The organism is Frankia torreyi (assembly GCF_000948395.1).
GTDB lineage: Bacteria > Actinomycetota > Actinomycetes > Frankiales > Frankiaceae > Frankia > Frankia torreyi.
The window spans coordinates 1-13230 of record NZ_JYFN01000070.1 but is presented as its reverse complement, the minus strand read 5'-3'; the positions used below and the strand labels follow the sequence as shown (position 1 = coordinate 13230).

Annotated in this window: 12 protein-coding genes; 3 read left to right on the top strand and 9 right to left on the bottom strand. The window is 71.1% G+C overall.

What is annotated here, in order from left to right; genetic code table 11:
- The first annotated feature begins 440 nt into the window (after window positions 1–440).
- Window positions 441–2660 carry an NADP-dependent isocitrate dehydrogenase gene (locus FF36_RS27085; RefSeq protein ID WP_044888024.1) on the top strand — a complete coding sequence of 740 codons (2220 nt, stop codon included), beginning with the start codon at window positions 441–443 and terminating at the stop codon, window positions 2658–2660.
- A gap of 125 nt (window positions 2661–2785) precedes the next feature.
- On the opposite strand, the gene FF36_RS27080 is transcribed toward FF36_RS27085, so the two are convergent.
- The 4 genes from FF36_RS27080 to FF36_RS40195 form a co-directional block, all read right to left on the bottom strand.
- On the bottom strand, window positions 2786–3433 hold the full coding sequence (locus FF36_RS27080) for a hypothetical protein (RefSeq protein ID WP_044888023.1): 648 nt from the start codon (window positions 3431–3433) through the stop codon (window positions 2786–2788).
- A 375-nt stretch (window positions 3434–3808) separates the two neighbouring features.
- Entirely contained in the window at window positions 3809–4720 is a 912-nt protein-coding gene (locus tag FF36_RS27075; RefSeq protein WP_044888039.1) for an LLM class F420-dependent oxidoreductase, read from the bottom strand.
- A 173-nt stretch (window positions 4721–4893) separates the two neighbouring features.
- Window positions 4894–5958 (bottom strand): PP2C family protein-serine/threonine phosphatase, encoded by a 1065-nt coding sequence (locus tag FF36_RS31830; RefSeq protein WP_052681485.1) that lies wholly within the window; start codon window positions 5956–5958, stop codon window positions 4894–4896.
- Between the two features lie 150 nt (window positions 5959–6108).
- Window positions 6109–8709: a DUF4407 domain-containing protein gene (locus FF36_RS40195; protein WP_052681483.1), complete on the bottom strand. Its 2601-nt coding sequence runs from the start codon at window positions 8707–8709 to the stop codon at window positions 6109–6111.
- Window positions 8710–9012: 303 nt separating this feature from the next.
- Here FF36_RS40195 and FF36_RS40190 point away from each other — a divergent pair, with 303 nt between their 5' ends.
- Complete coding sequence (locus FF36_RS40190) at window positions 9013–9135, top strand: hypothetical protein (protein ID WP_255354353.1); 123 nt, start codon at window positions 9013–9015, stop codon at window positions 9133–9135.
- 111 nt (window positions 9136–9246) lie between these two features.
- Here the strand turns inward: FF36_RS40190 and FF36_RS27060 are convergent, their stop codons facing one another.
- The 4 genes from FF36_RS27060 to FF36_RS27050 all read right to left on the bottom strand — a co-directional run bounded on the left by FF36_RS27060 (window position 9247) and on the right by FF36_RS27050 (window position 12410).
- On the bottom strand, window positions 9247–10062 hold the full coding sequence (locus FF36_RS27060; protein WP_157867003.1) for a patatin-like phospholipase family protein: 816 nt from the start codon (window positions 10060–10062) through the stop codon (window positions 9247–9249).
- Window positions 10063–10212: 150 nt separating this feature from the next.
- Window positions 10213–11046 (bottom strand): DUF234 domain-containing protein, encoded by an 834-nt coding sequence (locus FF36_RS39230; RefSeq protein ID WP_242422919.1) that lies wholly within the window; start codon window positions 11044–11046, stop codon window positions 10213–10215.
- Between the two features lie 104 nt (window positions 11047–11150).
- Window positions 11151–11645 carry an AAA family ATPase gene (locus FF36_RS39225; protein ID WP_242422918.1) on the bottom strand — a complete coding sequence of 165 codons (495 nt, stop codon included), beginning with the start codon at window positions 11643–11645 and terminating at the stop codon, window positions 11151–11153.
- An 87-nt stretch (window positions 11646–11732) separates the two neighbouring features.
- A complete protein-coding gene (locus tag FF36_RS27050; protein ID WP_242419748.1) occupies window positions 11733–12410 on the bottom strand; it encodes a helix-turn-helix domain-containing protein in 678 nt (225 codons plus the stop codon).
- A 50-nt stretch (window positions 12411–12460) separates the two neighbouring features.
- Here FF36_RS27050 and FF36_RS31820 point away from each other — a divergent pair, with 50 nt between their 5' ends.
- A complete protein-coding gene (locus tag FF36_RS31820) occupies window positions 12461–12949 on the top strand; it encodes a hypothetical protein (RefSeq protein ID WP_052681479.1) in 489 nt (162 codons plus the stop codon).
- Here FF36_RS31820 and FF36_RS27040 read toward each other — a convergent pair.
- The coding region (locus FF36_RS27040) for an integrase core domain-containing protein (RefSeq protein ID WP_044888021.1) at window positions 12929–13230 on the bottom strand (302 nt) is incomplete at its 5' end. The genes FF36_RS31820 and FF36_RS27040 overlap by 21 nt on opposite strands.

The window sequence follows — 13230 nt, the reverse complement described above, 5'->3', positions numbered from 1 at the left end:
CGACGGCCGTCCACTCATCCGCCCAGTGAACTAGCTCACACCGGGTGGTGGGCTGGAAATCGGCAGCCCACGTGCTCATCTCGTCGCCCGGGACAGGCACCCACAGGTGACGTCAGCCCGGTCGAACCGCCACGAAGGCAGCCATCGGGGGCCGGGATGCCGCAGGTCGGCCGTCTGGGACGACACCCGAGCGAACCGGGTGCCGTAGAATCCCGGCGGCGACTCGCCGACCCTCTCGGTGTCGATTCCGCGTTCGAACTCGATCGACGCGCTCCACCTGCGCGCCGGCCATGGCGTGCCCGGCCACGGCCTGATCGTGACCACTGCGGCGCCGGCCCGTCGACGAGCACCCGCCCGCACCCATCGCTGTGATCACGGTGGCGGGTCCCGGCGCGGCATATGTTGATACCCAGACGGAGTAGACGTGAAGCGGAGTCTCGGTGACTGATTCGACGATCATCTATACCCACACGGACGAGGCCCCGGCCCTGGCCACGTACTCGTTCCTGCCGGTGGTGCAGGCGTACGCGGCGACGGCCGGCGTCCCGGTGGAGAGCCGCGACATCTCCCTCGCGGGGCGGATCATCGCCAGCTTCCCCGAGCATCTCGAACCCGGGCAGCGCATCGACGACGCGCTCGCCGAGCTCGGTGAGCTGGCGAAGACCCCCGGGGCGAACATCATCAAGCTGCCGAACATCTCGGCGTCGATCCCGCAGCTCAAGGCGGCGGTCGCCGAGCTGCAGCAGCAGGGCTACGCGCTGCCGGACTACCCCGACGACCCGCGTACCGACGCCGAGCGCGACATCCGCGCCCGCTACGACAAGATCAAGGGCAGCGCCGTCAACCCGGTGCTGCGCGAGGGCAACTCCGACCGTCGCGCCCCCGCCTCGGTGAAGGCCTACGCCCGTGCGCACCCGCACCGGATGGGCGCGTGGAGCTCCGAGTCGAAGACGAACGTCGCCACCATGGGCGCCGACGACTTCCGCTCCACCGAGAAGTCCGTGATCCTGCCCGCGGACGACACCCTGCGCATCGAGCTGGCCGGTGACGACGGCAGCACCACCGTCCTGCTGCCGGCCCTGCCGGTGCTCGCCGGCGAGGTCGTCGACGCCGCCGTCCTGCGGGTGGCCGCGCTGCGCGAGTTCCTCACCGCGCAGATCGCCCGGGCGAAGGCGGAGGGCGTGCTGTTCTCCGTGCACCTGAAGGCCACGATGATGAAGGTCTCCGACCCGATCATCTTCGGCCACGTGGTCCGCGCGTTCTTCCCGAAGACGTTCGCCGCCCACGGCGAGGCGCTCGCCGCCGCCGGGCTGTCCCCGAACGACGGCCTCGGCGGCATCCTCAAGGGCCTGGCGTCCCTGCCCGACGGCGCGGCGATCAAGGCGTCGTTCGAGGCCGAGATCGCCGAGGGCCCGGCCCTGGCGATGGTCGACTCCGACCGCGGGATCACCAACCTGCACGTGCCGAGCGACATCATCGTCGACGCCTCCATGCCCGCGATGATCCGCACCTCCGGCCACATGTGGGGCCCGGACGGCGCGGAGGCCGACACCCTCGCGGTGCTGCCGGACTCCAGCTACGCCGGCATCTACCAGGTCGTGCTCGACGACTGCCGCGCCCATGGCGCCTACGACCCGGCGACGATGGGCTCGGTGCCCAACGTCGGCCTCATGGCGCAGAAGGCCGAGGAGTACGGCAGCCACGACAAGACCTTCGAGATCCCGACCACCGGCACCGTCCGCGTGGTCAACGCCGCCGGCGAGGCCGTGCTGGAGCAGGCGGTCGGGGCCGGCGACATCTTCCGCGCCTGCCAGACCAAGGACGCCCCGGTCCGGGACTGGGTGAAGCTCGCCGTCACCCGCGCCCGCGCCAGCGGCGACCCGGCGGTGTTCTGGCTCGACGCCACCCGCGCCCACGACGCCCGGCTGATCGAGAAGATTCGGGCCTACCTGCCCGAGCACGACACGACGGGTCTGGAGATCCTCGTCAAGTCCCCGGAGGAGGCGATCGCGTTCTCGCTGGAGCGGATCCGCCGCGGCGAGAACACCATCTCCGTCACCGGCAACGTGCTGCGCGACTACCTGACCGACCTGTTCCCCATCCTGGAGCTCGGCACGAGCGCCAAGATGCTCTCGGTGGTCCCGCTGATGAACGGCGGCGGCCTGTTCGAGACCGGCGCCGGCGGCTCCGCGCCCAAGCACGTCCAGCAGCTCGTCAAGGAGAACTACCTGCGCTGGGACAGCCTCGGTGAGTTCCTCGCGCTCGCGGTGAGCTTCGAGCAGTTCGCCCTGTCCACCGGCAACACCCGGGCGAAGGTCCTCGCCGACACCCTCGACCGGGCGACCGCGACGTTCCTCAACGAGGACAAGTCGCCCGCCCGTCGCGTCGGCGGCATCGACAACCGCGGCAGCCACTTCTACCTGTCCCTGTACTGGGCCCAGGAGCTGGCTGCCCAGACCGACGACGCCGCCCTCGCCGAGGCCTTCGCCACCCTGGCGAAGACCCTCACCGAGCAGGAGCAGACCATCGCCGAGGAGCTGCTCGCCGTGCAGGGCAACCCCGCCGACATCGGCGGCTACTACCAGCCCGACCCGGTCAAGGCCACCGAGATCATGCGCCCCTCGAAGAGCTTCAACGAGGCCCTCGCGCTCCTCGGCTGACCGACCGTCAGCTCAGTGACCGCACCCGGACCTCCGGGCCCGCGGACATGCCCGAGCTCATCGCCCGCCCGTACGAGGCGGGCGATGAGCTCGTCCGCATCAACGCCCAGGGCGTGGTGCGAGCCTCATCGGGTGGTCGCCCCCGTGGGGGATGACGGGGCGGGGGTCGGCTGCCGCTCGGAGTCGCCGTGGCACCGCTCGGGTTTGTAGCACTGTGGCACCACGAACGGCGACGCCGGCGGGTAGGTGACCACCAGCCCCGGTCCACCCGAGTTCGCGTTGGGCCCGGCCGTGCGCTGCGGAAGGTTCTCGCCCGGACTGTTGGCACCGTAGAAGGTCCGGCTGATTCCCTGAGGGGTGCCGGTGCCGGTGCCGGTGCCGGCGGCGGCGGCCGGAGGCGGCGCGGCGCCACCGCTACCGGCCGGGATCGGAGACGGTGGGATCCGGGCAGGCTGGGTGGCGGCGGCCCGGCGTACCGGCGTACCGGCCCCGACGCTGCCGGCCCCGACGCTGCCTGTACCGATGCTGCCCCTGGCCGGGGCGCTGTGCGTTGCGCCCCCCGCGGCGGGCGCGGGGATTGCGGACGCGGCCACCGCCGCCGGCTGCCGTGCGTCGATCGTTCCCCGGCCGGAGGTGTCGCCCGACGCCGCGAGGCTGGCCGTCGCCGAAGGCGGGGCCGCAGGCCGCCCGTTCGGCTCTTCGCCACCATTCGACCCACCGCAGCCCGCCAGGCCGACGGTGAAGACGGCGGCGGCGACAATGGTGCGCCTCACCTGTCGCCTGCTCGCCCGCGCGGTCAGGAGCTGCGCCTTCCCCCACCCGGGCTTCCTCTGCGGCGCTCGGCTCCCTGTCCCAGCGCTGCCGGCGGGCAGCCTGTCGGGCGGATCCCCCTGCACATCGTCCCGCCCGAACACCGATGCTCCCGCGTCCACCGCAGCCCACCCCTAAGCCGATCACCGGTCCGCCACCTCCGCGGACATACGGTAAGGACCTTCTCGCGCAGCACAATTCGGCAGATCAAGGACTCTCCGCCCGCCTCCAGCGCCCCTGCGGCATGGAGACGGCGGCGAGAAGAGCGGCGAAGCGACGCGGCAAGGCCGGTGTGCTGCTCGTTCCGCCCGCCGGGCCGGACGGAACGAGGGCACGTCTCAGAGGTAGGTGGCGCCGAAGGCCTCGATGAACTCGAGCGACTCCTTCGGTGACCCGCCCGGCGCGGAGATGATCAGGTTGGTGACGCCGGCGTCGGCGAGGGTCTGGAATGCCTCGCGGTGGCGGTCGGCCTCCTGGTCGGGGCGGTTGATGGTGGCGTCGAGGTAGGCCGGGGCGATGTCGAGCTGTGCGCCGCGCTCGCCGGCCAAATCACGCAGCTCGCGGATCTTCGCGGCCATGGCCTCGGTGGTCGCGAGCTGAGCGGTCCTGGTGGTGGTGAACAGCTCCGCCGGCCCCCCGAGTGGCATCCAGCCCTGGACCTTCTGCGCGACCCGGCGCAGCGTCAGCTTCGAGTTGCCACCGATCCAGATCGGGATCGGGTCCTGCACCGGCCGGGGCCGGGCGATCACGTCACGCGCCGAGAAGTGCTTGCCGGTGTAGCTGAACGGGTCACCCTTCCAGTGCAGCGGCAGCACCTCGAGGGCCTCGTCGAACAGCTCGTTGCGCTCGTCGAAGTCGACGCCGAGGGCGAAGAACTCGGCCTTCTGGTAACCGGTGCCGACACCGAGCGTGAGCCGGCCGTGGGAGATCTTGTCCAGGGTCGCGGCGGACTTCGCCAGGAGGAACGGATTGCGGTAGGGCACCACGGCCAGATAGGTCAGCAACCGCAGCCGAGTGGTGACGGCGGCCGCGGCGCTGAGCGCGACGAACGGGTCGAGCGACTGGTGGCCACCCGACGCAAGCCAGCGGGCGCCGGGGATCGGATGCTCGGTGAAGGCGAACCCGTCGAAACCGGCGGCCTCGGCGGCGACGGCGAGCTCGCCGACGTCGCCGCTGTCCAGCAGGTCACCCTCGGTGCCGTTGGTCTCGGGATACTGGTACACGAACCGCAACGCACTCTCCTCGTCCACCCGGCCCGTCCGCTCGACGTGCCCCACACCACACACTGCCCTTTCTTGACGCTTGTGCCAAGTGAAGCACCGACCAGCCCGACCGCCCGGCCCTCGCCAGTGGGAGCCGGGCCCGCACAATCCGGCTGTGGGTAGCCGTCCCCGCCCGACACCGGTGTCGGACTCCGGCTTTGTCAGCCGACGTCGACGACCACGACCGTGGTGTCATCGCGGGTGCCGGCGGCTTCGGCGAGGGCGAGCAGCGCGGCCGCGGCCTGCGCGGGCGGGAGCGCCCCCATGCCGTCGATCCTGGCGGCGACACCCTCGGGCGTGAGCATTTCGGTCAGCCCGTCGGTGGCGAGCACGAACCGGTCGTGAGCGCCGAGCGAGACCGTGATCGTCTCTACGGTGAGCGCGTCCGTCTGGCCGACGGCGCGCAGCAGCGGCCCGCCGTCGATGGCATGCGGCCGGGTGATCACCGCGCACGGCGTGTCCGGGCCACGGTGCCAGATGGTCCCGTCCCCGACGTGCGCCACGACCGCCGTCCGCTGGCGGCCGGACGGACGGACGACCAGCACGTCAACGGTGGTTGCCATCCCGTCCAGACGGGCATCGGCCCGGGCCCGCGCACGCACCGCCGTGTTCGCGGCGCGGACCGCCTGCTCGAGGGCGGTGGCCAGGTCCACCTGGCGCGCCGGCCGCAGCGCGGCGATCGTCGTCAGCGCCAGTGCCGAGGCGATTTCCCCAGCCGCCTCGCCGCCGACACCGTCGGCCACGCCCGCGAAGTTGTCGCCGACGAGGTGGAAGTCCTCGTTCGTCCGGCCGCCGGCACGGGTGGCCGCGCCGGCGACGACGGCTCCGGGCGCAGACGGCGCGGGAGTCGGCCGGCCGGCGGATTCCGCCACCGCCACCGCCAGCGGCTTCGTGACGGCCGGGCTGACCGCCGGGGCACGCGGGACGCGCGGGACGCGGGACGTGAACGGGGGCGGCGGGAGCGAGGGAGCGGCACCCAGATCGGCTGTTGCGAGGCTTCGGCCGCCGGGCAACGGGTTGGCGGGGTCCGCGGCCGAACCGTCCGCGTCGTGACCATCCGCGTCGTGACCGTCCGCGTCGCCGTCCGTCGCGGTGTCAGTCCGGGGCGCGGGGCGGTAGGCCGTCGGCAGGGCGGCCCTGGGCCGGCTGGCCGTCCGGAGCCGGCGACCGGGCCGTAGCAGGGTCAGGTCGACGGGACCGTCCGGCAGCCGCGGGCCGCGCAGCACGACAAGAACGACGATGGCGCCGAGGGCGAGGACGCCAAGGGCGACGAGGACCAGGACGGCATTGATGGCGTGCTCCCTCCGCGGGCCCGCGCCGGCCGGCGCGGGCGGGGCGTCCTGTCGGCATGGATGATCCCAGTGTGCCCGGCGCGGCTACCGACCGACGCGGCCCACCGGAAGATTCGTCTGTCGCGCGCTGCGGACCGCCGCGTGGACGCGGCCGAGGTCGGCGCGGGCCGCCTCCAGCGCCCGTCTCGGGACGACCCCCTGACCCGCGCGGCGGTCGGGGTCGTACGACAGCCAGCGGTCGGCGAGGTCCGCGACCGGGGCCGGCAGCTCCCGGTGGATCGCGTCGAGGCGAACCGGCCGGACGCGCTCGGCCAGCTGGTAGTAGGAGAACAGGTCGAAGTCGCTCACGCCGGCCGCGAGGTACTCCCGCAGGAGCGGCGCCTCGCCGCCGACAAGCTGATAGAGGATCCCGCCGATCGAGAACAGGTCGGCCAGCGGCGTCGACCAGTCACCCTCGTGGGAGAGCTGTTCCGGTGCGCAGAAGAACGGGGTTCCCATCCGCAGCAGGGCGGATGGTCCCGGAGTGCGCTGGTAGAACCGGGCCAGCCCCCAGTCGATGATCCGCGGTGTCTCCCCGTCGAGGACGACGTTGGCCGGCTTGAGATCGTGGTGGACGAGGCCGCGTTCGGCCGCGGCGGCCATTCCCGCGAGGATCTGGTCGGTCGTCCGCAGGCACCAGCCCAGCGGTCGGGTCGGCCGGAGCGTGCAGTGCCGCTCCAAGCTCCCGGGATGGTATTCGGGCATGACGATGAACAGGTAGCGCTGCCCCTGCACGCTGTCGGTGAACGTCCCGTAGTCGAGGATCTCGCCGATGAACCTCCGATTCCGGCCCGCGCCGCCCGGCATCTCGTCCGCGACGTCCATCTCCCGCTGCAGCGCCCGCGCCTTGGCGAGCTGAGTCTCCGCCGCGCTGCTCTGCCGTCTGTCGACGGCATGGACCGTCTTGATCACAATCTTCGGCTCGCGGCCCTGCAGGTCGGTGCCGTGCCAGACCACCCCCTGGCCACCCAGATCGGCGTTGCTCAGCGGCCGGTCGATCCGCCAGCGATTCTTGATCACCTGACCGATGAGCGGCTGCTCCGGCACCGTGTCGGGGATCGGCCCAGGGTCCGGGGCAGGGTCCGGCCCGGGATCCGGGGCAGGGCCCGGGCCGGGGTCCGGGGCAGGGCCCGGGCCGGGCATCGGAACGGGGGAAGGCTCCGGCTCCGGGCCGGGGCCGGGGTCGGGCCCTGGCTCCGGGGGCGGCATCGGGACGACGAGGACGTCGTCATCCGGCGGCGGTGTCGGCTTCGGGATCGTCGGGATCGGCGTGGGCATCGGCCTGGTCGGCGGCAGGGGCATCCGGTAGCGGTACGCCAGGTCACGCAGCCTCGCCGCCTTGTCCAGCTCGATCCTCATCAGCTCGAGCTCGGCCTCGGCCTCCTGCCGGGCCTCCGCGATCCTCTGCTGGGCCAGGAAGGCGTTCACCGCCCGCTTCTCGTAGTACTCGAGGAGCCCGGCGGCGATGTCCTTTGCCTTCGCACGGTGCGCGGTGTGGTTGCGCCACAGCTGCAGGGCGTTCGCCTTGCCGTCGAGCTGGCGGGCCCACAGGACGCTGCGTTCCCGCTCGGCCTGCGCGGTGCTGTCCAGGGTCCGCTTGAACATCAGCGGGGCGAGGTCGATACCGAAAAGCAGCAGGGTGAGGATGATCCGCCAGGCGAGCACCGAGTGGTCGTCCATCGTCAGGCGCCAGAATCCGGCCTCGCGCAACAGCAGGTCGTCGCCACCGTCGATCTTGGCTGTCTCGGTCTTCAGGTAGGTGGCCCGGTCGGTGTCACGAGTGGCTCGGAACGTCGTGAGGCTCCTCTGCGCGGCCGTGACCGCATCCTGCGCGGTCGTCTGCTCGCCCTGCCGCTTCTGGAGCGAGTCCAGCGCCTGCTGGAAGATGGGGCCCGGGCCGCGCTCACACGGCTGACCCTTGTAGGTGCCCCCGACCTGCTGGCAGTTCACCCAGGTCTGGGCGTCGGTCACCGCGCCGTCCGCCTTCTCCTTTGCGGCGACGGCGTCGTCCCGCTCCTTGCTGCGCACCTTGTCCTCTGCCGCGCGGCCCGCGTCCCACTTCGCCATCGCCTCGGCCAGGCGCTCGGACTTGATCTCGTCCTTTTTCGGCTCGATCGAGTCGGCGAAGAACGACAACAGAATCGACTCGGTGACCAGGAGCCCGGCGCAGATGGCGATGAGGATCCGCACCCAGTGGGTTCCGCTCACGTGGCGGATCCGGACTCGGTTGCGGCGCGCCCGGTAGCCGGCGACCGTCAGCAGGACCGACCGGTCGATGAAGAGGATGAACGCCGCGTAGACCAGGCCGAACGGCAGCGTCGCGACCAGCGAGGTGTGGAAGCCGAGCGCGGCGACGTTCGCGCCCGCGTAGACCGCGAGCCCGGCGGTGAGCAGCATCAGCACGCCGGCCGTGACGAACCGGGACCGGTCGTCCGCCTCGACCGTGCCGGGCGGCGTGCCGGTAAGGAAGATCAGCAGGTCGCCGACCCGGCGGCCGAGCCCCGGACGATCGAGGCGCGGGGGCGTCCCGGACCCGTCCCCGAAGCCACGGTCCGGGCCATGCTCGGGCCAGGCGGCCGCCGCTGGCTCATCGGCCTCGCCGAACGAGCCGACATCCGGCCATGGCTCGGCCACATCGTCGTCCACGGATCCCCCGTCCCGTGCCCACCGTCGCTCCCCGCGCGCGGTCGATGGCATGACGTCAGGTCGAACGCTAGCTGGCCAAACGGCCAGGCGGAGTCGTGTTGCCGGCGTTTTGGGGAACCGCTGTCGCGACGGCCATGACCATCGTCCTCGCCGGGTCGTCCTGCGGCGGAGTGCCGTGGCGCGGCTGCTGCCGTCTCCGCGATGAGTGGCCGCGGGGTAAGCGGACAGGCTGAGGACATCTGCGCGCCATCGCCTGGCCAGGACGGACCCGCACACTCGGCCTGTGCAATGGCCGGGCACGCCGTGACCCGCAACCCGGTCGCCCTGGAGCAGGTGGGCGACAAGCTGCGTCTGCTCGCCGCGCCCGACGACGGCGAAGAGACCGCCGGCACCGAACTGCTCGTGTACGAGGCGCCCATCGGCTGAGCGAGGCGTTTCGGGCTCCCGCCGGCACCATCGGCTTCCGCGTAGCTGTCTGATCCCGCGTAGCTGTCTGATCCCGGCTATGACCTGATCCCGGCTATGACCTCACACGATCTAGCCGGAGCCCTGGGGGATGTCGGCGGCTGCGACCGCCGCGGCGACGGCAGGCAGCGCAGCTTCGCCGGCCTGGCGTCCGGCGGCGATCAGCCCCTGCACACCTTTGGGTGACCAACGCGAAACCCCGACCGTGGCCGGGTGGATCAGCACCTCCGGCGCACGTTCGTCTCGCCTGACCGCCGCATGCTCGCCGCGCGGGGCACGCAGCGTCTCCAACATCCGCCCGGCGGTCTGCACCCTGCTGTCCGTGTCACCGTTGAGGCTGACGGCGATGACCAGATCAGCTCCCAGTGCGCGTGCCGCCCACACCGGCACGTTGTCCGCCAGCGCCCCATCGACCAGCAGGCGGCGTCCAATGCGTACCGGGGGGAACAGGCCGGGCACGGCACTGGACGCCCGCAACGCGCTGCTCAACGGCCCTTCGGTCAGCAGGACCGCCTCACTGGCCCGGATGTCCCACGCCAGCGCGCCGAAACGGCGACCGAGATCCTCCAGCTTCTCCACACCGATGTGCTTCTCGACGCTCAGCTCAAGCGGAGAGGTGTCCAGCAGGCCCCACCGTCGCCGCATGTTGAACTGCGCGAAGTCGGCCCAGTTCGCGGACAGGACCGTCGCGGTGAGTACCTCACTACTCAGTCCGGCCGCGTAGCCGGCGCCGATCAGCGCGCCTGCGCTGGTACCCACGACGACAGGGCAGGAGATACCCGCCTGCTCGAAAACCTCCAGCACGCCGACATGCGCGGCACCCAGGGCGGCCCCGCCACCGAGCACCAGGCCAAGTCGTGGGCGCTCGTCCGAGGACCCCTCGCTCACGAAAGACACCACCTCGGCGGACGCGGACATCGTCTCGACGTGCCCATCACCATACGCACCTCGCCGCCGTAGAGAGCCGCCGTGGACAGCCGCCGTGGACAGCGGAAACACGATCCCTGGAGGCCGTCGTCGCGCGATGCTTGATCTCCGTCAGGAGAAGATGTCGGCGGCGGTGACCACCAGGGTCCCCGGCGGGGCGTCGCGGACCTCCTCGCGAGCGCAGAGGGAGAGGCGAACCGAGCCGGGGTCGTCCGTCCCGTCCGTCCCCTCCGAACCGTCCGAACCCGCTGGAATGGCCGGTGGCGCGGCGGCCCGCAGAGCATGGGCCTTCTGGCGAAGTACGCCCGCGAGTCTGTGGCCATCGGCCGTGCGGGCCCACTTTGCCTCGCCTACCAGCACGGGACGTCTGTCCCTGCCCGCGAGCACGACTGCGTCGATCTCGTCCTGGCCGCCGGCACTCCAGTACGACCCCACGGCGACGACGTCGGGGCCCAGTGTGCCGCCGACGGCGAGCCGGCGCAGATGCTCGCGAAAGGCTTCCTCCCACGGCGCGCCGAGATGATCGTCCAGACTGTCGATCAGTACTGGAAGCAGTGCCTTTCCCAGGCCGCGTTCGATCTCCGCCCGGAAGCGAGAGAGCACGCCGAGGTAGAAGGCCAGGAAATTGTCGGCGATTCGGTAGACGCGTCGCCGACTGCGAGCTGTGTCGGTGACCGGAGTCATCCGTTCAGCCAGCCGTAGTTCGACGAGCCGATCCAGGGTGCGGGCCGGTTCAGCGCGGATATAGTCCTTGATCTCATTGTACTGTGTGCGACCCGCGGCGATGGCATGCAGTACGGCCGCCGGGAATTCACCGTGCTCCACCTCGGTGGCCAGCACCAACTGTCCTTCGGTGAGCAGGGGCGCCCCGGGCCGGCAGGCCAGCCGTAGCAGGTTGTCGGCGACGCCGGAATCCTGGTCCCACCATGACAGGTAGAGCGGCATTCCGCCAACCAAGCCCGTACACGAGCGCCCGGTCCGCCGGGGTGAGACCCGGCAGCATGAGCGCGGCCTCGTGCGGACGGAACGGATACAGCGAAAGTGACAGGTCAAACCTGCCGTAGAGGGGTGCCCGCTCCTCCGCGCAGAGCGGTCATGTGCCGCACGGCCGACCCGCACAACAGTAGCCGCAGCCTGGTCCTGCCGATCGTCCGGTCGAGGAAGGCCCGCAGGATCCCCGGCAGGTCGGGTGAGGTGGTGACAATCTCCGGAAATTCGTCCAGGACGACGAGAAGCGGCTCCTGTTCGGCCGCGGTGGCGAGGTCGTCGAGAGCGTCGTCCCAGTCGATGTAGGGACGGGCGGTAAGGTCCCGGATGCGCCCGGGCGCGGCGGCCGCCACCTGACGGGACAGCTGCGCCAGCTCCCCGGCGGCCGCCCGGCCGGCCCCGGTGTGAAACACCGACCGCCGGCCCTCCGCGAAGCGCTGTACCAGCGCGGTCTTGCCCACCCTGCGCCGTCCCCAGATCACCGCGGGCCGTGGATCGCTCGAGTTCCACCACGCATCAAGGGCGGCGAGTTCCTCGGTGCGATTCACGAATGCCATGCCTGCCTCAGCTCCGCCGGCCACAACTTACATCTCCTGTAACTTACACCTGCCGTCAGTTACATGGCTCGTCAGTAAGGTTGGCCGTCAGACTGCCTGGCCGATGACGAAGTCGAAGTTGGGCGCAGGACCGACCGTGCGTTGCAGGGTCTCCACGACCCGGCGGGGGTTGTCGTACGGGCCGGACAGGTAGAACGGCTTGCCGTCCTTGCCGAAGGTGATCGCTGAGGGCCCATCCCAGGGTCCGAGGTGGCCGGCGGCCGGGGCGAAGTCGGGGTGGGGCTCGAAACCGAGCCCACGGGCGTACTCGACGGAGCCGAAGACCAGGTCGGCGGCCAGCTCGATCGGTGCGGCCTGCCAGCCTTCCGGGTGGGCGGCGAAGTACTCGGGTACGAAGCGTGCCAGCTCGACCTCGGTCCTGATGTCGGGACCGAGGGCATTCTTGACTCCGAGGCAGTAGACGTCCGCCAGGTACCCGCACGTCGACACCTTGTCCCAGCGGTGCTTGCGGGCGACCAGCACGCTGACGAGCCCGCCGACGTCGTCGGGCTCGGGCGCTTCGTCCACCCAGCCGCGCGATGGGTCGACCGTGAGGCCCCGGCTCCAACCCGCACTGATCCAGCACCCGACGACCGGCGGCTCACCGGCCACGGCCTGGGCCTGCGCCGCGGCGGCCCGCACCAGCGGGGTCACCATGGACGGCGGCACCCCGAGGATGCGCGCGATCTGTTTCGGCGACTTCCCCTCGCCGCGCAGCTCGGACACCCGATCCCGAAGTTCAGCTTCCCGAAGTTCAGCGTTACCCATGGACGCCGATGCTAGCGGGGATCACCTGGACGTCGATGGCGCTGCTCCGCGGTGCCGAGCCTGTCGGGCAGGAACGGGGACGGCTGGCCGCCGAGGCGGCGGCGAGCCTGACCCGGACGGAGCTGGTGCGGCTCGTCGTGGCGCAGGCGGCCGAGGACCGCTTGTTCGTGGCCAGGGTGCTGCGGCGGGCCGGGAAACTCGATCCGCCGAGTCCGACGGAGCTGATGCGGATCCGTGGGCTGGTGCGGGCTACCGGCAGGATTCCGGTCGACGACCACCGGTGGCAGCTGCACGATCTGGTCGAGGCGGGCCGAGGGATGCTGGCTGAACTGGAGATCCTCGCGGTTCGGCCGGCGACCGCGGAGCTCCTCGGCGTCGTCGAGGACGCGATCGAGGCCTGGGACGGGTTGGCCGAGCATCTACAGGATGAGGTGCTGCCCGTTTCACGGACACGCGATAGTTGGACTATATCAGCTTTACGCCGCCTCCGGTATTGATGTCTGACTCGTCAGGTAGAGATGTTCGACGTGTTCCGGAGTGTGGTAGCCGAGGGTGGAGTGGAGTCGCTGCCGGTTGTAGAAGACTTCGATGTACTCGGCGATCGCACTGCGGGCGGCGCGGCGGGTGGGGTAGATTTCTCGGTAGACGAGTTCATTTTTGAGTGTGCCGAAGAAGGATTCGGCGGCGGCGTTGTCCCAGCACACTCCGGTGGCGCCGACGGAGGGTCGCGCGCCGTGCTTGCTCAGGGTTCGATGATAGGCATCGGACGTGTATTGCG